At 56.9% G+C, this 22166-nt stretch carries 5 protein-coding genes; all 5 read right to left on the bottom strand.

Going from position 1 to position 22166, the window contains the following annotated elements:
• Positions 1–12706: non-ribosomal peptide synthetase (locus AC5ELV_RS25905; protein WP_493432406.1), on the bottom strand; the 12706-nt coding region annotated here is incomplete at its 3' end.
• Between the two features lie 230 nt (positions 12707–12936).
• Complete coding sequence (locus AC5ELV_RS25900) at positions 12937–14670, bottom strand: ABC transporter ATP-binding protein (RefSeq protein WP_493432405.1); 1734 nt, start codon at positions 14668–14670, stop codon at positions 12937–12939.
• Complete coding sequence (locus AC5ELV_RS25895) at positions 14667–16493, bottom strand: ABC transporter ATP-binding protein (RefSeq protein WP_493432404.1); 1827 nt, start codon at positions 16491–16493, stop codon at positions 14667–14669. Before AC5ELV_RS25895 ends, AC5ELV_RS25900 begins: the two co-directional genes overlap by 4 nt.
• On the bottom strand, positions 16483–19791 hold the full coding sequence (locus tag AC5ELV_RS25890; protein ID WP_493432403.1) for a non-ribosomal peptide synthetase: 3309 nt from the start codon (positions 19789–19791) through the stop codon (positions 16483–16485). Before AC5ELV_RS25890 ends, AC5ELV_RS25895 begins: the two co-directional genes overlap by 11 nt.
• Positions 19792–19945: 154 nt before the next feature.
• Positions 19946–22166 (bottom strand): condensation domain-containing protein (locus AC5ELV_RS25885; RefSeq protein ID WP_493432402.1); only part of this gene is annotated, 2221 nt, incomplete at its 5' end.

The following is a 22166-nucleotide window of genomic DNA, read 5'->3' as shown; positions in this document are numbered from 1 at the left end:
CGAGCGGCACATACGCCCCGCCCGCTTTCCAGACGGCCAGCACGGCCACCAGCAAGTCCACCGAACGCTCGGCGAGAATGCCGACGATCGTCTCCCGGCCGATGCCGCTTGCGCGCAGCGTGGCCGCCAAGCGGTTCGCCCGCTCGTTCAGCTCCGCATACGTCAGCCGGTCGTTCTCGTACACGACGGCCTCCGCTTCCGGCGTGCGCTCCGCCTGTTCCTCGAACAGCCGGTGGAACGCGGCCGCAGGAGCCGCTTCCGGCTGCGCCGGGTTGAACGCGCCGAGAATTTGTTCTTTTTCCTCTGCCGTCAAAAGCTCCAACTGATTCACGCGGATGTTCGGGTTAGCCGCAACCTTCTCCAGTGCCCGGGCAAAATGACCGTGGATCAGCCTGATGTCTTCCTCTCTGAACGTCAGCGCATTGTACGTAAACCGCAGCAAAATATGCTCTTCCGGAATGACGGTAATGTCCAGGTCGTAGTTCGTTTGCTCCGGCGACTGGATATTAGCGATTTTCAGCGCTTCTTTGTCTCCGCCGACGACCTGCTCAATCTGTTCTTCCATCGGATAATTTTCAAAGACCATGATATGGTTGATCAAGTCGCGCTTTTGCTCGCTCAGCGACTGAATTTCGAACAGCGGGAACGTTTCGTAAACTCCCGATGCCAGCGCTTGATCCTGGGTTTTTCTCAAGATATCGGCTACCGTCTCCTCGGCTTTGCCTTGAATACGGACCGGGATCGTATTAATAAACAGGCCGATCATGCTTTCGATGCCCGGAATTTCCGCCGGACGCCCGGATACGACGGAGCCGAATACGACATCCTCGCTGTTGTTGTATACCTGCAGAACCAGTCCCCATACGGTCTGCATGAACGTATTGAGCGTCACCTGCTGCTGGCGCGCCACCCGCTCGATTTGCCCGGTCAGTTCCTTGCTGAGTTCCACATCGATTTCAGCCGCTTCAAAAGCGCCCTGCTTCAGCTGCGTTTTCTCCTGGGGCAGCTTGGTCTGCTGATCGTAACCCGCCAAATACTCGGACCAGTAACACGAAGCTTTCGCGGCATCTTGAGCTTCCAGCCATTCGATATACCGGGAGTACGAGGTAACCGGAGGAAGCTCCAGCGTCCGCTTCTCCTGGAACGCGAAGTAGGTGTCGAACACTTCCTTGATCATGAAGGACATGCACCAGCCGTCCATCAAAATGTGATGGTGACTCCAGATCACATGGTAGGACTCGTCGCCCGTGCGCAAAACTGTCACGCGCATAAGAGAGCCTCGGGCCAAATCGAACTTGTTCGCTTTATCCGCGCTGACGAAATCGGCTATCGTCTTCTCCGGGTCTTCATCGCTTACCGAGCGAATATCTTCGAAATACACTTCACACTTCCGCTCGCGGAATACCACTTGAATCGGCTCGTCTCTCCAGCCGGTAATAAAGTTGGTCCGCAGCGCCTCATTCCGCTGCACCAGCGTATCCAATCCTTGGGTGAAGGCTTCGACATTCAGGCTTCCGTACAGATCGAAGGTCACCTGTTCGAAGTAAGCTTCCGAATCGGCATCCAGCAGGCTGTGGAACAACATCCCTTTTTGCAGCGGAGTCAGGGTGTATACATTCTCCAGTTCGCCGAGCGCCGCCGTATGTTCGGCCAGCCGCTCCAATTCCTCCAACGTCACATCTTGAAGCAGTACGTCGCTAGGCGTAAGCTCCGGTCGCTCTTTCGATACGCAATGGCTGATGACTTCACGCAAGCTCGAATGGAGCAGGGTGCCGAGGCGCTCTACCGTTTCCCGTTTATACTGGGTTTCCCCATAACGGATCGTGAGTTCCTGCACTCCTTCCGACACCATACCGTTGATATCGAGGACATAATCCATCACTGCATTCGGGCTTGAATCGGAGCCCGGGCTTAACGGAGACGGCCTCGAGCCGCTGCTTTCGTAATCCTGGTCGAACTGACCCAAATAGTTAAAGCTGATCTCCGGCTCCAAAGCGAAGCGCTCGCCGTCACGCGGCGCCGACAAATAACGCAGGATGCCGTAGCCGATTCCTTTGTTCGGAATGCGGCGCAAGCTTTCTTTAACCTGTTTCACCTGATGACCGAGCGTCTGGGCGTGACCCGGCTCCAGAACGACAGGGAATTGGCTTGTAAACCAGCCTACCGTGCGCGTAATGTCCACATCCGGCAAAATATCTTCCCGGCCGTGGCCTTCGAGATTCACCAGCACGCGTTCCCGGCCGCTCCAAGCTTGTACCGCGAGGCCAAGCGCGGCAAGCAGCAAATCGTTCATTTCCGTATGGTAAGCACGGTGTGCCTGCTTCAGCAGCTGTTCGGTTTCCTCCGCCGTCCAGCGAACGGTCACGAGCCCGCTGTCCTTCAGCTTGGATCTGCCTTGTTCAAAATCTTTCGGAAGCGGCTCATAGGTCAATTGCTCGATATGCTGCCAATACTCTCTCTCGCTTTCCATCGCCGGACCGTTCGCATAATCAGCGAGCTGTTTCGCCCACGTTTGGAATGAATCCGTTTTGAGCGGCAGACGGATCGGCTGCCCTTGCAGCGCCTGCTCATAGCCGGCAGCAAAATCCTCAAGCAGAATCCGCCAGGATACGCCGTCTACGACCAAGTGATGGATCGCGATGAGCAGGTGGTCGCCGTCGTCGCAGCGGAACAAGCCGAGCTTCACCAGCGGACCGTTTTCCAGATCGATGCTCGCTTGAATGTCATTCGCCTTAGCCTCTACCGCTTCTTTCACGTCGCCGACTCCCTTGAAATCGACAACTTCCAGATCGAACAGCGCTTCGTTCTCCCCGGCGCCGCGGTTCCAGGCGGTATAGCCGTTCTCGGTTTGGCGGTAAACCGTACGGAGAGCATCGTGATGCACGACAAGCTGACGCACCGCTTGGCGTAAAGCTTCTTCGTCAAAGCCTTGCTTGGAGAACTGCATGAACGCCTGGTTGCTGTGATGCACGTCGGCCGGATTTTGTTCAAAGAACCAGCGCTGAATCGGGGTCAAGATGACCTCTCCCGTCACTTCGGCCTGGCTTGCCGTTCTCTCCGCCGTTTGCAACTGCAAACTAAGGGCGGAAATCGTCGGGTAATGGAACAAATCTTTCATGACCAGCTTGTACCCCGTTTGCAAAAGACGGGACGATACCTGCAAGGCCTTGATCGAATCGCCGCCGAGCGCAAAGAAATTGTCCATCGTGCCGACCTGATCCACGCCCAGCACCGACTGCCAGACCGACGCAAGTGCTTGCTCGGCAGGAGTACGAGGCGCCGTGTATGCAGCCTCGGCACGAATGCTTCCTTCCGGTACAGGCAGCGCTTTACGGTCGATCTTCCCGTTCGGCGTAAGCGGCATTTGATCCAGGCGCATGATGCGCGAAGGCACCATATGGGAAGGCAGCGCGGCGTCCAGATGGGCCACAAGCCCTTCCAGATCGAAGCTGGAATCCGCTACGACATACCCGCACAAATATTTCTGCCCCCGCTCGTCCGTCCGGTCGATGACAAGCGCTTGACGCACGCTGGCAAAATTTTTCATGGCCGCTTCAATTTCACCAAGCTCGATCCGATAGCCGCGAATTTTCACCTGGTTGTCGATCCGGCCGATGAAGTCCACGTTGCCGTCCGGCATCCAGCGCGCCAGGTCGCCCGTCCGGTACAGCCGCTCCCCAGCGGCGAACGGGCTGTCTACGAATTTCTCCGCCGTCAAATCCGGGCGGTTCAAGTAACCGCGGGCCACACCCGCTCCGCCGATAACCAGCTCGCCCAACACTCCGATCGGCACCGGCTTCAGATTCGCATCCACGATGTAGAACTTGGCGTTCAGCCACGCTTTCCCGATCGGCACGCTGCCCGTCTTCGGCAGCTTCTCCAGCGGCTCGTCATAGAAGCTGGAGTCAATCGCCGCTTCCGTTACGCCGTAGCTGTTAATAATACGGAACTGCGAGCCGAAACGCTCCTGCAAGGTGCGGTAATCCGCTACGCTGCACGCATCCGAGCTTGTGATCAGCAGCTGCATCGAGCTGAGGTCTAGACCCTCGGCATGCACATGCTCCATGAACGGCACGATCAGCGCCGGAGTCGATTCGAACACCGTCACGGCGTAGTCGCGAATCCAGCCGTAGAGGCGGGTTGGATCAATCCGGTCGTCCTTCGGCACGATGACCATGGTGCCGCCGTTGTACAGCGTCCGCGCAATGTCGCCGACGAACACGTCGAACGAGAAGCTGGCGAGCTGCAGCAGCCGGATCGGGAACTGATCCAGGCGGTATTCCCGCCGGTAGCCCGCCGCCGTGTTCACCAGGCTGCGGTGCTCGATCATCACGCCCTTCGGCTTGCCCGTCGTACCGGAGGTGTAGATGACGTAAGCCAAATCGCGCGGCTTGTTCACATTCGCCGGATTCGATGCGAGATCCGCCGCTAGTACGTTCTTCTCGGCTTCTGCCGTGGCGGACGTTTCGACAGCAGCCGTTTCCGCGTGCGCCAAAGCCTCCGCCTCTGCGCCTGCTTCGCCCAAAGCTTGTACGCCCACAGCCGCTTCCGCCGCTCCGAGGCTGTACGTCGCGGCGTCGTCAAGCGCAAGCACCGTTTGCAGCACTAGAGCTCCGTCGCTGCGCCAAGCTTCCACCTGCTCCAGCAGGCGGGTCTGCGTGAGCAGCACCGACGCCCCGCTGTCCGCCAGCATATACTCGATCCGCTCCGCCGGATAGTCCGGGTCAAGCGGCACATAAGCGCCGCCCGCTTTCCATACGGCGAGCACCCCGATCAACAGCTCCGCCGAACGGCCGGCCAGAATGCCGACCACCTGCTCCGGCTTTACCCCGCGCGCCCGCAGTGCATACGCCAGACGATTCGCTTTGGCGTTCAGCTCCGCATACGTCAGCTTGCTGTCTTCGTAGACAACCGCCAGCGCTCCCGGAGTGCGCTCCGCCTGCTCCTCGAACAGCTCGTGGAACGTTCTTTCTCTCCACGACTCATCCGCTTCCAAACCTGTACCCTCTGCGGCGGGTTGCGTCGCAAGAGCCGAAGACGACACGTCAAACCCGACCAGCAAATCATGCTTTTCGCTGTCCGTCAAGATATCCAAATCCGAAATCCGCGCACCCGGCTGAGCCAGGATCGACGCCAAAAGCTGCTCGTAATGACCCGCCAGCCGTACCATCGTTTCCTGTCTAAACAACGAGGTAGCGTACTCGATCTTGCAAACCAGCTCGTTATCGGCTTCCACGATATCAAAGCTAAGATCAAACTTTGCCGTCTTTTCCTCGATGTCGAACAGCGACCATTGCAAGCCTTCCAGGGTTAAATCCAAGCTTTCGTGCTTTTGCAAAGAAAACATGGTGTCAAACAGAGGATTCCGGCTTAAATCCCGGCTCACCTGAAGAGCTTCCACCAGCTCCTCGAACGGATAGTCCTGGTGCTCGTAGGCTCCAAGCGTCGTTTCCTTCACTTCCTGCAAGTAATCCAGGAACGTCCGCTCCGCCGCCGGACCCAAGCGAAGGGCCAGCGTATTGACGAACATGCCGATAATCGGCTGCAGGTCGGCGTGAGAACGGGCGGCAATCGGAGTGCCGACCACTATATCTTCCTGTCCCGCGTATTTATGAAGCAATACGGAGTACGCAGCCAGCAGAAGCATGTACAGCGTCGCCCCCGAATCGCCGGCAAGCCGTTTGAGAGCTTCGCTTTTCTCCGCATCCAGCGTAAACGTGAGCGTTTGACCGTCAAACTGCTGGACGGCCGGGCGGGAGAAGTCGAGAGGCAGCTCAAGAACCGGAAGCTCAGAGCTGAATACCCCGCGCCAGTATTCCTCCTGCCGTTTGATGCGCTGGCGCTGCTCCTCGGATTGCTGCCAAACGGCGTAATCCTTGTATTGAATCCGCATCTCCGGCAATTCTTCCCCATTGTAAAGCCGCACGAATTCGCGCAGCAGCACGTCCATGGAAAGGCCGTCGGAACCAATATGATGAATATCCAGCGCGAGCAGGAATTTCTCTTTCTCCAGTTCGATCAGCAGGGCGCGCAGCAAAGGCGGCTGGGTCAAGTCAAAAGGCTGAATGAAGCCTTCAAGAATGGACGCAACCTGATCTTCGCTTGCTTGAAGCTTCTCGACCTTGAAAGCTACGAGCGGATGAATACGCTGAACCGGCTCCCCATTCACGATTTCAAAACCGGTGCGCAGCATATCGTGCCGAGCCACCAAAGTAGTCAGCGCCTTTTCCACTTTGGCCTCGTTCAAAGCCCCTTCCAACTGCAAGGCACTTGGGAGGTTGTAATTCAGCTCCGAGCCATCCAGCTGGTGCAGGACGTACAGCCTTTTTTGCGCGGAGGAAACCGGATAGTACGCTTTCTCTTCCGCTTTCGGAATTGAGCTGTGCCGCGTTTCTTCCAAGCTGGCAATAGCCCCGGCCATCGACTCTACCGTCGTATAGCGGAACACATCGCGCAGCGGAAGTTCGATGTTCATTTCCTTCTGAATCTTGCTGACAAGGTTCGTCGCCCGCAAGGAGTGGCCTCCGAGCTCGAAGAAATTGTCCAGGACTCCAATGCCGGAGTAGCCCAGCACTTCCTCCCAGATCTTCACAAGCTGGGACTCCGTCCGGTTACGCGGTGCTACATATTCGACGCCCGTCTGCAAGCCGCCTTGCGGCTCCGGCAGCGCTTTGCGGTCTACTTTGCCGTTGGTCGTCAGCGGCATGCGCTCCAGCTGCACGAAGTACGACGGGATCATGTACCCCGGCATTCCCTGGGCCAGCGAGGTTCTCATTTCGCTGACCGTCAGCGTCCGGTCCGCCACAAAGTAGGCGACAAGAGCCTTCTCGCCCCCGCTGTCCTGACGGGCGAGCACCACCGCTTCTTCCACGCCCTCGACGTTCAGAAGCTGCGTCTCGATTTCGTCCAGCTCGATCCGGTATCCGCGGATTTTGACCTGGTGGTCGATACGGCCCAGGTATTCGATGTTGCCGTCCGGCAGCCAAGCCGCCAAGTCGCCCGAACGGTACAGTTTCTCCCCCTCCGCAAACGGGGAATCGACGAACTTCTCCACCGTCAGATCCGGACGGTTCAGGTATCCTCTCGCAAGGCCTTCCCCGGCCACGTACATTTCGCCCGCTACGCCGATCGGCACAGGGCGGCGGTTTTCATCCAGGACGTACACGTTCAGCGTCGGGATCGGCTTGCCGATATTGCTCTTCGCCGCCTCCATTTCGACCCACGTTATTTCCTTATACGTAACGTGAACCGTCGTCTCGGTAATGCCGTACATATTGATCAGCTTCGTCTTCGGGTACTTCGTCTTGAAGCCCTTGAGCAGCAGCGGACTCAGCGCTTCGCCCCCGAAGATGACGTTGCGAATCCGCAGATCGTACGGATGGTCCGCCAAGACCTCACGCAGCAGCTGGTAGAAGTACGTTGGCGTCTGGTTCAAAATCGTGACCTGTTCGCGGCCCAGCAGCACCAGGAAATCGGCTGGACTTTTCGCTGTGAGCGGCGGTACGATGACCAGCTTGCCTCCGTACAGCAGCGCTCCGTACATTTCCCAGACAGAGAAATCGAAGCAGAACGAGTGAAACAGCGTCCACGTGTCGGACGGCCCGAAGTCGAACAGGTTCTTGTCGTTGAACAGGAGGCGCACGACGTTCTTATGCTCGATCAGCGTTCCTTTCGGTCTGCCGGTCGTTCCCGACGTGTAGATGACATAAGCCAGGTTGCCCGGCCCGGAAATCGGCTCCAGGTTCGAAGCGTCCAGCGCATCGGCGGAGTCCGCCCCTCTGTCGCCCCAAACGAAGTCGTCCAATTCGAGGCGCGTTCCTGCGAAGTCAGTCTTCTCGTGCAGATGCTTTTGAATCAGCAATAACGGCGCGCCCGAATCCTCGATCATGAAGCGGATGCGCTCCTCCGGGTAGTCGGGATCGACAGGCACGTATGCTCCGCCCGCTTTGAGAATCGCCAGAATGCCGACAACCATATCGAGCGAGCGTTCGGCCAGAATCGCTACCAGCTGGTCCGCTTCTACTCCCGTCTCCCGCAGCTTCCGCGCAAGGCGGTTGGATCGCTCGTTCAGCTCGCGGTAGGTCAGCTTCCGCTCGTACATGACGGCGGCCACGTTGTCCGGGTAAAGCTCCGCCTGCTCTTCGAACAAGCCGTGAATCGTCTGCTGCCGCGGGTAGTCCGCCTCCGAATCGTTGAAATCGCGCACCAGCTCGCGGATTTCCTCCTCCGTGAGCATTTCCAGCGAGGCAATATCCCCGTCCGGCGCTGCTGCGATGGTTTCGAGCAGCTTGTCATAATGTCTGGCGAACCGCTCCGCGGTCTCTTGTTTATACAAAGCCGTAGCGTACTCCAACCGGCATTCGAGCTGACCGTCCAGCTCCGAAATATCCAGGAGCAGCTCGAACTTGGATGTTTGGTTTTCCAGTGGATAAAACGATTGCTCCAGCCCCTCGATAACAATTTGCTCGTTCTCCGTATTTTGTAGGGAGAAGAACGTGTCAAAGAGCGGATTCCGGCCGGTCGCGCGCGGAATGTGAAGACTTTCTACCAAGTCTTCGAACAAATAATTTTGGTGTTCGAAAGCCCCGAGCGTGATGTCCTTGATTTCTTCCAGGTACGAAAGGTACGGCTTGGAACGCTCCGGACGGCTGCGAATAGCCAGCGTGTTGATAAACATCCCTACGATCGGCTGCACTTCTTCCTGCGTTCTTCCGGCAATCGGCGTTCCTACGATCAGATCTTCCTGACCCGAATATTTATGCATAAGGATGGTGTAAGCCGACAGCAGCACCATGTACAGGGTCGTCCCTGTCCGTGCCGCCAGCTCTTTCAGCTTCTCCATCCGATCTTTCCCGATATAAAACTTCAAGGTTCGGCCGTCAAAGCTTTGCACCGCAGGCCGCGGGAAGTCCGTCGGCAGCTCCAAGACCGGCAGCTCGCCCGACAGCTGTTCCAGCCAATACTCCTTCTGCGGCTGGAGCATCTGCCCGTAAGCTTCGGAATGCTGCCAAACGGCATAATCTTTGTATTGAATGCGCAGCGGGGCCAGCTCCTCGCCCCGATATAGGCGGCTGAACTCGTCGAAGAGCAGCGCTGTCGAAATGCCGTCCGAGACGATATGGTGCATATCGAACAGCAGAATGTGGCGATCCTCGGCGACTTCGATCAGGCCGATGCGGAGAAGTGGCGGCTTGGTCAGATCAAACGGGTGATAGTAAGCTTCCACCACTTGGTCTACTTCCCGCTCGCTCGCCTGGAAATAATCTACAGCAAACTCCACCTCGTCATAGATGCGCTGGACAAGCTCGCCTTGAACCTGCTCGATCCCGGTACGCAGCGTCTCATGGCGCTGAATCAGCGCCCGGAACGCGTGCTCGACGCGCGTGCGGTCCAGCTTGCCTTCGAGAAGAAGCGCCGCCGACATATTGTAGCTGCGCTCGGCCCCGTCAAGCTGGCGCAGGACATACAGACGCTTTTGCTCGGATGAAACCGGATAGTACTCGGCCTCAGCCGCCTTTGTAATCTCATACGTCTCCTGCTGCCTTAAACCGCCGATTCTTTGGGCCAGCTGTTCGATCGTGGTGTAGCGGAAAACTTCCCGCAGCGGAACCTCGACTTGCAGCTCTTTGCGAATCTTGGAAACAAGCGTGGAGGCCCGCAAGGAATGACCACCCAAGTCAAAGAAATCGTCTTGGACTCCAACTCGCGCAATACCCAGCACCTGCTGCCAAATGAGAGCAAGTCTTGTTTCCAGCGTTGTGCGAGGAGCCACATACTCACGGCCTGCTTCTACCTCTCCGGTCGGTTCAGGCAGCGCTTTACGGTCAATTTTGCCGTTCGGCGTGAGCGGAAGCTTATCAAGAGACACCAGCCGGGCCGGGACCATATGGGCCGGCAGCTCTTGCTTCAATTGGGACAGCAGATCGCTCAGCTGCAAGGAGGCATCCGCCGCCACGTAGCCGCACAAATACTTTTGCCCCTGCTCATCCGTACGGTCGGTCACCACAGCCTGCTTGACGCCCGGGAAACGCAGCAGGGCCGTTTCAATTTCGCCGAGTTCGATCCGGAACCCGCGAATTTTCACCTGATAGTCGATCCGGCCGATGAAGTCCACGTTCCCGTCTTCCAGCCAGCGGGCCAAATCGCCTGTCCGGTACAGACGTTCGCCCGGCACAAACGGGCTGTCCGCAAACTTCTCGGCGGTTAGGTCCGGACGGTTCCAGTACCCGCGCGCCACCCCGGCGCCGCCGATGACAAGCTCGCCTGGAACCCCTACAGGAACCGGCTTTAACGCGGCATCGACAATGTAAAACCGGGCGTTCAGCCAAGCTTTGCCGATCGGCACATGACCCGACGGCGGCAGCCTATCCAGCGGCTCACCGTAAAAGCTGCTGTCAATGGCCGCTTCGGTAACGCCATAGCTGTTGATGATGCGGAATTGTCCGCCGAATCTTTCCTGCAGCAATCGGTAATCGGTGACACTGCAAGCATCCGAGCTGGTAATCAGCAACTGCATGGAGCTAACGTCCAGCCCTTCTTCATAAATATGCTGCATGAACGGCAGGATGAGCGCAGGCGTCGATTCGAATACCGTAATGTTTTGGTCCCGAATCCAGCCGTACAAGAGGTTCGGATCAATCCGGTCATCCTTCGGCACAATCACCATCGTGCCTCCGTTATACAGCGTCCGCGCGATGTCTCCGACGAACACGTCAAACGAGAAGCTGGCCAGCTGCAGCAGCCGCACCGGAAACTGATCCAACCGGTACTCGCGACGGTACGCATCCGCCGTATTCACGAGACTACCGTGCTCGATCATGACGCCTTTCGGGCGTCCCGTCGTACCCGAGGTGTAAATCACATAAGCCAAGTCTTGCGGGGCGCTGCCGGCAGATTCAAATTCCACGGCTAAGGCATCCCCGTTATAAATCTGTTCATCGTCCATGGCATAGACAGCTTGAAGCTTCAGCCGGTCATCGGCCAACCAACCTCCGGCCCGCTCCAACAGATGACGCTGCGTAAGCAGCACCGATGCATCGCTATCGCTGAGCATGTACTCAATCCGCTCCGCCGGATAATCGGGGTCCAGCGGTACATAGGCTCCGCCGGCTTTCCAAACGGCGAGCACCCCGACCAGCAGTTCCACCGAACGCTCCGCCCAGATCCCCGTAATCGTCTCCCTTCCCACGCCCTGTTCGCGAAGGAGAGAAGCCAGCCGCTCGGCGCGTTCGTTCAATTCGCCGTAGGTCAGCTGTTTGTCCATGTAGACGACTGCCGGATGATCTGGAATTTCCCGGGCAAACTTTTCAACATACCGATGAAACGCTTCTCCCTCGCTCAGCCCTGCCACCGGCGGGTTAAAAACGTTGAGAATGCGGTGTCTCTCCTCATCACTCAGCAGAGAAATCTCGCGTACCGGCAGTTCGGGAGTCTGAAGAAACTGGTCCAGAACGGTTACATACTGTTCCAGAATCCGATCAATCTCGGCCGTCTCGAACAGGCCGGTACGATAGGAAGCATGGAGAATTACATGGCCTTCATTCAGCATATGGTCGAAGCGCAGCAGCAAATCGTCCATCTCGTGCCTAGCGAAGTGAGCCTCCAGGCGTACCTTGATTTCTTCGTACTCCACGATTTTCAAAGGCAGATATTCCAGAGACGTGCGGAACAGCCCCGAAAGATCGTTGCGGCCGTGTTGTTCGCGTAAATCCTGGATCAATTGGTTATAAGGGTATTTCTGATACCGCAGATCCGCCGTATTTTCCTTGGAAACCGTTTGGATCAAGGAAAGCACGTGCCTGTCTGGATTCAGACGAATCCGCGTAGCCACGGTGCTGACGAACATGCCGATCGTTTCTTTTTCCTTCTTGCTGGTGCGATTGGCGAAAACCGTGCCGACCGGAACATCGGTGCTGTCGGTCAGCTTGTACAATAAGGCGTACATGGCGGACAGAAATAACGTATATAAGCTGACCTGATATTGTTCGCTGAAGGCCAGAATGCGTTCATACCGGGAACCGTCCAAAGTGATGGCCAGTTTATTGGATTCGCTGCCGATCGAGAATGGCGGATACGATTTAATGCCGGTCGTTTCAGGCAAAGTGTTGTACTTCGTCAGCCAGTATTCCTTGCCTTTTTGATAACGCTGCGATTGCTCATATTCACGCTCCGCGGAAATATAATCCAGATAGGAAGGGGCCTGGTAACTGCTGGAGATGCCTTTGCGCAGTTCCAGGTATTTTTCCATCACCGCATGCAGCAAAGCATTGACGGACAAGCCGTCGGCGATAATATGATTTACCGTCAAATTGAGCCATACTTGGCCGTTCGCAAAATGGATAATCGTAAATTGGTAGAGGTGTTCGTCGAACACGCTGACCGGTTTTTCGCTTACTTCTTTCACCCAAGCATAGAATTGTTCGGTTGTGCCTATTTCGAGGCGGCTTATCCTAGCTTGGACATTCTCCGGCTCTTCGAACCACTGCGTTGGATTTTGCAAATCCCCGCTAATGCGGATTCGGAAAACGTCATAGGTTTTGACAATCTCTGCCGCCGCTTGCTCCAGAAGCTGTGTGTTGATCTCGCCCGTAATCTGGTAGGTCGCGGAAAGCATCGTGATGGACGTTCCCGGATTCATAATTTCCATGAACCATATTCGACGCTGGGCTTGCGTTAATCCATATTGCTCGTTGGTATTCTCTCTCACATCGACACACTCCCGGTTTAGAGATTCTTTATAGATAGGCTTTGTACCTAGATGTCACTTAGTCACTCTTAGAAGAACCGCGCAGGCCATTCCCGGAACGGCTCCTACGGACTCTTCCTCCTTTTTCGTGTCTGCGTTTTCTGGTAACTACCGGTTATAAAGTCATACCTTGGATTACTAAAAGACTCTGTCGCATTCGCAAGCAGGAAGCTGCCCGCCATAAAGTGGATCTAGCCGTACAGCCGGGCGTAATAACCCCCGAGCGCCAGCAGGTCCTGATGGCGGCCGCGCTCGACGACCGTCCCTTGGTTCATGACGGTAATCAAATCCGCATGTTCCACGGTGCTGAGACGGTGGGCGATCAGAATGGTGGTGCGCCCCTTCATCAATACGTTCAGGGCCTGCTGTACCCAATGCTGGGATTCGTTATCCAGCGCGGAAGTCGCTTCGTCCAGCAGCAGAATCGGGGCGTTTTTGAGAATCGCCCGGGCGATCGCAATTCGCTGCCTTTGTCCGCCCGACAACGACGCTCCTCTCTCTCCCACCGGCGTTTTATACTGTTCAGGAAGTTCCTGAATGAAATGGTGAGCGTACGCCGCTTTGGCCGCTTCGATCACTTCTTCATCCGTTGCATCCGGGTTGCCGTAGCGGATGTTTTCCTCAATCGTGCCGGTAAACAAGAACGGCTCCTGCGGAACGTATGCAATCTGCCTGCGGATTTCGTCCAGCGTGTAATGGCCGAACGGTTTGCCTTGGAGCAGGATTTCTCCACTGTCCACAGGATAAAAGCCGAGCAGCAGCTTGATCAGCGTACTTTTGCCGCTGCCGCTGGCCCCCACGATAGCGGCGACCTGGCCGGGAAACACCTGCATGGAGATGTCGACAAGCACCTTTTTATCCGCCTGATAGGAAAATTCCACATCGCGAAACTCCACCGCAGCCTCCGACACGAGCTCGCTGTGAGGAGATCCCCAACGCTCCGGTTCCTCTTCCTCTCTTAGTACCTCTTGAATCCGGTGAGCGCCCGCGAGCGAATTTTGGGTCATCGACAGAACCATCCCCAAGTTCAACAAGGCGTGCGTCAGATTCACTTGCAGAACCGCCAGGGCGGCGACGCTTCCCATTCCCATCAGTCCGTAGGCATAAAGAAGACTGCCGATGACGATGATGCCGCAGAACGTGACGTAGCTGATAAAATGATTCACCGCAGCCTGCATGCCGTTCTTCTGCGCGGTTTGCCGAAGCGTCTGCGTCATTTGTTCGTTCAACGCCTCGTACTGGCCGTAAATCGTGCGGATGCGAAACAGCTTCACAATTTGAATGCCGCCCATAAAATCTTTGAATTTTTCGGTCATTTTACCGAGCGTTTGCAAGCCTTGTTCGGACAAGGCGCGAATATCCCGCGCAAATTTCAGGCTGACCACGGAGGACAGCAGCAGAATGACAAAGGATACGCCGGCAAAACGCCAATCGATCAACACCATGGAGACAATGGAGCCGATGCAAAAGACAACTTGAAGCAGCAAAACGAAGTAAACCTGCGAGAATGTAAACTCAACGGTCGTTACGTCGTTGTTCACCCGCGACAGCAAGTCCCCATGGTGCTTCTGCTCCAGGAATCTCGGCCGCACCCGGCACAGCTTGTCATAAAGACGTTCGCGGATATTCAGCACAGTCAGCTCGACACTGCGCTGGTATAAGTAAATGAACCAGGGAGAAATCACATTTTCCAGGAACAAGGCCGCGCCCAAAATAATAAAGGCTTCCACCATCAGGGACGTATCTCGGGACACGGCGAAATCAACCAAGTTATGTACGACCAAGCTGAAGGCGATCAGGAACAATGTCTGGGTGAGCGCCGTCACGGCCAGGCCAATGGCGTACTGGGTTTTGCGCTTGCGGTTCATAAACATCAGCAAGTAGCCGAGTTCTTTCACTTGCGAGAGCCATCCGCCCTTTTTCATGTGTACGCCACCTCCCTGCGTTCGGCAGACTCGGTAAATTCCTGATAGTACGACTGGGCGTACAGTCCCTTCATCTTCAGCAATTGTTCATGAGTGCCCTTTTCAACAATACTCCCCTGTTCCATGACCCAAATTTCGTCGGCGTTTTGTACTGTAGAAAGCCGGTGGGCAATAACCATCGTCGTCCTCTGCTTCATCAATACGCCCAGCGCTTCCTGAACCGCGCTTTCCGACTCCGGATCAAGAGCTGACGTTGGCTCGTCCAGCAGCAGAACAGGAGCATCCTTCAGAAAAGCCCGGGCCATTGCAATGCGCTGGCGCTGCCCGCCGGACAAAAAGCCTCCGCGCTCTCCGACATACGTCTGGTAGCCGTCGGGAAGTTGCATAATGAAGGAATGCGCCTGAGCGGCTTTGGCGGCTTCGATAATCTCGTCCATCGACGCTACTTCCCGCCCGTAGCCGATATTTTCAGCAATCGTGCCGCTAAACAAATATGAATCCTGGGTTACCACGGAAAAATGCGACCGAAGCTGCTCCGGATCGGCGCCGTGGATCAGGCTGCCGAACACGCGGATCTCGCCCTGGTCCTCCGGAAGCGGATAAAAGCCGCATACAAGCTTAAACACCGTGCTCTTCCCTCCGCCGCTCGCTCCGACAAGCGCGATCGTCTTCCCTTCCGGCACCGAGAAGCTAACATTCCGCAGGATCGGGGATCTCTCCTCATACCCGAAGGTTACGTTCTGAAACTCGATGGGGGCGGCGCTCGCTTTCGGAAGCGAACGGCCATTTTCCGTTTCGGTCGGCTGCTCGACGATTTCGGAGACCCTTCTCAGGGCACCGGCCATTTCGAACGTCCGCGTGATGAGCTCGGGAATATGCTCCAGCGGCTCCAGACACAGATTCAGCAAGTACAGGAAGGCGATCAGCTCTCCCGCGCCTAGTTGCCCTTTGTAGATCAAATAGCTTCCGTAACTGACGGCGAAAATGATCGGGCTGATCATCAGCGTGGAAAGCAGCGGGTTGACCCAGGCTTCCCGCTTTTTCACGGCCAGCTTTTTTTGAGCCGTCAATTGCAGCAGCACTTGGTAGGAGCGAGATAACATGCCGGATAGCAGGTAGCTTTTTACAATAGGCATACCCCCAAGCGTATCCTGGAGGTTGACGTTCATTCGGCCCATGTTCGCCTGGGCTTCCTCCGTCAACCGCTCCAACTGCTTGCCGATCCATTGGGAAACCAGCAGCGCTACGGGAAATAACAGCAGGCTGTACAGCATCATCTCCCATTGGAGGTAGATCAAATAAGCGAAACAGCCGATGAACAACAGCGGATGATAAAACCACTGGGCGAGGTCCCGAATCATAAACTGCTGGATGAGCTGCAGGTCGTTGTTGATCCGCGACAATACGTCGCCGGAGTGCTGCTTTTCCAAATAGGAGATCGGGAGTTTGCCGATATGACGCATGACATGGTTGCGGATATCCTGCACCGCAGAGGCGCTGCTTCGCTCCACGCCGAAGCTCATGAAAAACTTCGCCGGCACACCGATCAAGATGACCACAAAGACCGTGTACACGATTTGCAGAACGATTGGCCCCGCCCCCTTCTCGGCCTGGGTGGTCAGCTGCTCGATCAAACTTCCCGTCCATATCTCAATAACGGCGGCGGCAATCGCGGACAAGACACCGACGATCATCCAGCGTTTGTGACGGCTTACATAGGACATCAGCCAGCGGAACGCTTTCCAGGCGGCGTAAGCGGTTTGGCGCTTGGAAGGCGCCGCTGTGCCTTGTTCTAGAACAGACGGCTGGCGGTCAGCTTCCATGCAGTACCCCGGCCTCCGCCTCGATCTGCCGCTTGACTTGCTCTAAGATGTCCCGGATGACGACGGCCGTTTCTTCCACGCGTGCGAGTTCCAGCAATTCCTCGTGCGCGCCCTCCAGCCGGTAATCGGCGTAAGCTTGCGTCGTTGCCCCCCGCCAGGAAGGCAATTGGTGCTCTAGGCGGAACGCTTGGCTGTCCTTCGCAATCAGTTCGTAAATCCTGGCCGGGATCGTGCCGGAATTAATAAGCTGCGCTTCGTACGCCAAGGTCGCTTTGACCTTCCGATGAACCCGCTCCCGCACGAGCGGGTTGCTCATTAATTCCTTCTCTTCTTCGTCGAAATCGGCAAGCGTTTCTTCAAGCTCTTTCTCCGACGTTTCGGAAGGTGTCAGCGTGTCCTTAATCCACGAGTCCACCATGAGCACGTCCGTTACGGAATACCCTCTTTTCTCCATCGTTTTGGCTACCTCGAACGTCAGGTTGCCTCCGAAGCAGTAGCCGAGCAGTACGTAAGGTCCTTCCGGCTGGATGCGGACGATCTCGTCCACATAACGGTTCAGCATGGCCTCGTAATCGACGGCATCGTCGATAAAATCAATGCCGTAGAGCACGAACCGGCCGTCGAGCCTGCTTGCGAGCTCTCGGTAACCGATGCCGAAGCCGCTGCCCGGAGGGAAGCAGAACACGTTCAGATCTCCTGCTTTATTCAGCTTAATGAAGGAGTCTCCCCCTTTATCCAGGCCGAGATCCGACTCGCCGAAAGCCATGGCTTCAACTGTTACATTGTGGAATTGGCGGTTCAGCGGTATCTCGATGCCCGTTTCATCGTAAACGGCTTGAACGAGCCTCATCAGACTTAACGAATTGCCACCCAACTCAAAAAAGTTATCCTTTACGCCGACCTGCGGAACGCCAAGCGTATCCTGCCAGACGCGGGCGATCTTCATTTCGAGCAGCGTTCTCGGCGCGACATATTCCGCTCCTCCAGCCGCGGCTTCCTCCGGCGCGGGCAGCGCTTTGCGGTCGATTTTCCCGTTCGGGGTCAGCGGCATCTGCGAAAGCTGCACGAGGTGCGAAGGAATCATATACCCCGGAAGCTGCTTGGCGAGCTCCTCCTTGAGTTCATGCGCCCCCAGCCTCGTTTCCGCGACGTAGTAAGCGACAAGCTGCTTTTGGCCGTTCGCGTCGTCGCGGTCGAGCACCTTGGCTTCTTGCACGGCGGCGATTTTCAGCAGCTGCGTCTCGATTTCGTCCAGCTCGATCCGGTACCCGCGGATTTTCACCTGGTGGTCGATCCGGCCCAGGTATTCGATGTTGCCGTCCGGCAGCCAAGTCGCCAAGTCGCCCGAGCGGTACAGTTTCTCCCCCTCCGCAAACGGGGAATCGACGAACTTCTCCGCTGTTAGATCCGGGCGGTTCAGGTATCCTCTCGCAAGGCCTTCCCCGGCCACGTACATTTCGCCCGCTACGCCGATCGGCACAGGGCGGCGGTTTTCATCAAGGACGTACACGCTCAGCGTCGGGATCGGCTTGCCGATATTGCTCTTTGCCGCCTCCATTTCGACCCACGTGATTTCCTTATACGTAACGTGAACCGTCGTCTCGGTAATGCCGTACATATTGATCAGCTTCGTCTCCGGGTACTTCGTCTTGAAGCCCTTGAGCAGCAGCGGACTCAGCGCTTCGCCCCCGAAGATGACGTTGCGAATCCGCAGATCGTACGGATGGTCCGCCAAGACCTTACGCAGCAGCTGGTAGAAGTACGTTGGTGTCTGGTTCAAAATCGTGACCTGTTCGCGGCCCAGCAGCGCCAGGAAATCGGCCGGATTTTTCGTCGTGAGCGGCGGTACGATGACCAGCTTGCCTCCGTACAGCAGCGCTCCGTACATTTCCCAGACGGAGAAATCGAAGCAGAACGAGTGGAACAGCGTCCACGTGTCGGACGGCCCGAAGTCGAACAGGTTCTTGTCGTTGAACAGGAGGCGCACGACGTTCTTATGCTCGATCAGCGTTCCTTTCGGTCTGCCGGTCGTTCCCGACGTGTAGATGACATAAGCCAGGTTGCCCGGCCCGGAAATCGGCTCCAGGTTCGATGCGTCCAGCGCACCTTCGGAGTCCGCCCCTCTGTCACCCCAAACGAAGTCGTCCAATTCGAGGCGCGTTCCTGCGAAATCGGTCTTCTCGTGCAGATGCTTTTGAATCAGCAATAACGGCGCGCCCGAATCCTCGATCATGAAGCGGATGCGCTCCTCCGGGTAGTCGGGATCGACAGGCACGTATGCTCCGCCCGCTTTGAGAATCGCCAGAATGCCGACAACCATATCGAGCGAGCGTTCGGCCAGAATCGCTACCAGCTGGTCCGCTTCTACTCCCGTCTCCCGCAGCTTCCGCGCAAGGCGGTTGGATCGCTCGTTCAGCTCGCGGTAGGTCAGCTGCCGCTCGTTCATAACGGCGGCCACGTTGTCCGGGTAAAGCTCCGCCTGTTCTTCGAACAAGCCGTAAATCGTTTTCCCTCGCTCGAACTCGGTTTCGGTGTCATTAAATCGCTTCAGCAGCGTCTCCCTCTCGTCTGGGGACAGCACATCGGCTTGTCCGAGCTCCAGATCCGGCTGAAATAAAAGCACGGACAGCAGCCGAACAAGATGGTCGGCCGCCTGTTCCACAAATGCCCGCTCGTACCGCTGCCCGTCAAAGCTTATTTCCAGCTCGATGGAGTGGTTTTGGCGGTCGAAGCGAAAAACCGTATCGGCCGCCACCCGGTTAACCAGCGGTTCCGGATGAATCGGGGCGAAGGATGCGACGGTGTTGACGACCGGGAGGCCGTCCCCCGTATAGTCCAGATGGAGCGGCTCCACCATTTTCCGAAAAGGCAGGTGCTGATGCTCCAGCGCCTCGCCGATGGAGGCTTTGATGCCCCCGAGCAGCGTTTTCAGCGTAGTCTGGCGGCTTACGGACGTCTTGATCACCAAGATGTCATGCGGCGGCGGAGTCCCGTCGGGGTCTGCGCTATAAGAAGGCATGCCGACCAGCACTTGGTCCCGCCCGGTATATTTGAACAGCAGGCTTTTTACTCCTGCCAAAACAATCATGTACAAAGCCAAATCCGAACCGTTGGCGAGGCAAATGATTCTCTCCGAGAGTTCGCTCGGCAGAGTACGGTGAAGCAAGCCCGGCTCGGCCGCAGCTTCCCCGTCGGCGGATAATTTGGAGGATTGACTGTAGGGAAGGAAGCTCAGGCTGTCATCGGTGTCAAACTTGCCGCTCCAGTACCGTTCTTCCTTTTCAAACAAAGATTTCATTTGTACCTCCCCTAAAAATGAAGTGACCGCATGCCCCGGCGCAGGTCCGAAAAAGCTTGCTTTCGGCCTGCGCGTTTACGGGCTTGGACGTTGTTCGCCGTCTTCCTTGGGATGCGCGCCGCTTTCGTTTGACGGCGGAGGCGCGCTTGTAGGATTAGAACGCGAATTCGATCGTATCGACGGCACTCTTTGCGCCTGCCGCCGGTTTATGACATTCAATCCGGCTTAGCTCGAGTTGTGGATTTTCCGCAATTTGAGACAGTACCCGCAGGTAATCCTCGGTCAAGGTGCGGATCATCGCTTCTTTGAACAGCTTGGTGGCGTAGAAGAAGCCCCCGCTCAGCGCCCCGTTGTTTTCATACATAAACAGCGTCAGATCGAACTTCGCTTCTTCCAAATGGTCAAGCTCGTAATTCTTCAGGCTGACCCCTTCCAGCTCGGCGTCTCGTTCTTCGATATTTTGCAAGTCGAAAACGGCATCGAACAGCGGGAAGCGGCCCGGCTCCCGCTTCACATTCAAACGCTCCACGAGCTCCTCGAATGGATAATCCTGGTTCTCGAAAGCACCCAAAGCCGTTTCCTTCACTTCTTCCAGGTAGGACAAGAACGTTTTGTCGCCCGACGGACGATTGCGGATCGCCAGCGTATTGACAAACATCCCGATGACCGGTTCCAGATCGGCGTTCGTTCTTCCCGCCACCGGGGTGCCCACGACCAAGTCCTCCTGCCCGCTGTACTTGGACAGCAGCACGGTATAAGCCGCAAGCAGCACCATGAACAGCGTGCTTTCACGCTCGGCCGCCAATTCGCGCAGCCGCGCAGAGAGAGAAGCTTCGACGTCGAACTCCAGATGCGCACCTTCGTAGCTGCGAGTCGCGGACCGTTCGTAGTCCATCGGCAGGTCCGCCGTCGGCAGCTCGCCTTCGAAGGTTTGCAGCCAGTACGCTTCCTGCCGCCCGATCCGCTCTCGGTGGCCCTTCGACTGCTGCCAAACGGCATAATCCTTGTATTGAATGCGCAGTGGGGGCAGTTCTTCCCCGGCGTAGAAACTCGAGAACTCATCGATCACAATCGCCATCGATACGCCGTCGGACACCATATGGTGCATGTCGAAAAGGAGAATATGCAGGTTCGGCTCCAGCTCGATGACCCCAGCGCGCAGCAGCGGCGGCTTGCCGAGATCAAACGGACGAATGAAGCTGCGGACGATCTGCTCGATTTGAGCCGCATCCTCTTTATCCGCTTGATGATGCTCGATAGCAAAATCGACCTGCGGGTAAATCCGCTGAACCGCTTCGCCCTTCACGATTTCAAAACCGGTGCGCAGCGATTCATGCCGTGTTATCAATTTCCGCAAGGCGGCTTCCAACCGGTCTAAATCAAACTCGCCTTCCACCTGCACCAGCTCCGGCATGTTGTAAAGCTGATCCGCTCCATCCAGCGTATGCTGAATGAACAGCCGTTTCTGCGCGGAGGACAGAGGATAGTACTCTCTCTCCTCCGCTTGAGGAATGGCCTCATGCTCCCGCCGTTCCATCCGGGCGATCGCCTCGGCCATCGCCGCAATCGTCGAGTGACGGAATACGTCGCGCAGCGGCAGGTTGACGTTTAATTCCTTAAATACCTTGCCCGCCAGCGTCGTCGCTCGCAGGGAGTGGCCGCCGATGTCGAAGAAGTTGTCGTGAACGCCAATCTCCTTCGCAAGCCCCAGCACCTCCTGCCAAATCGCCGCCAGCTTCGTTTCCAACTCATTGCGCGGTGCGACGTACTCCGTTCCGCTTCCCGCTTCCCCTTCCGGCGCCGGCAGCGCCTTCCGGTCAATCTTTCCGTTCGGCGTCAGAGGCAGGCGCTCCAGCTCCACGAAGTACGACGGGATCATGTAGCCCGGCAGCTCCTGCGCCAGTGCGCCGCGCAGATCGTTCACTGCCAGCTCCGCTCCGGTATCCGGCGTGTAATACGCGCATAGCGCCTTCTGCCCGTTCGCGTCACTTCGAACCAGCACCACCGCTTCGCGTACGCCTTCCACCCGCAGCAGCTGCGACTCGATCTCTCCCGTCTCGATCCGGTAGCCCCGGATTTTCGCCTGGTTGTCGATCCGGCCGATGAAGTCCACGTTGCCGTCTTCCATCCACCGCGCCAGGTCTCCCGTGCGGTACAGCCGCTCGCCCGCGGCGAACGGACTGTCTACGAACTTCTCTTCTGTCAGCTCCAGACGGTTCAAGTACCCGCGCGCCACTCCGACTCCGCCGATGACCAGCTCGCCCAGCACCCCGACCGGCACCGGCTTCAGATGCGCATCCACGATGTAGAATTTCGCATTCAGCCACGCTTTGCCGATCGGCACATGGCCTGTCTGCGGCAGCTTCGTCAGCGGC

The organism is Paenibacillus sp. NMA1017 (assembly GCF_058895805.1).
This window is presented reverse-complemented; position numbering and strand designations above follow the sequence as displayed.

Bases quoted from the DNA above. Each gene is read 5' to 3' on its own strand.
- AC5ELV_RS25900 (WP_493432405.1), bottom strand. From the start codon at position 14,670: ATGAAAAAGGGCGGATGGCTCTCGCAAGTGAAAGAACTCGGCTACTTG.
- AC5ELV_RS25895 (WP_493432404.1), bottom strand. From the start codon at position 16,493: ATGGAAGCTGACCGCCAGCCGTCTGTTCTAGAACAAGGCACAGCGGCG.
- AC5ELV_RS25890 (WP_493432403.1), bottom strand. From the start codon at position 19,791: ATGAAATCTTTGTTTGAAAAGGAAGAACGGTACTGGAGCGGCAAGTTT.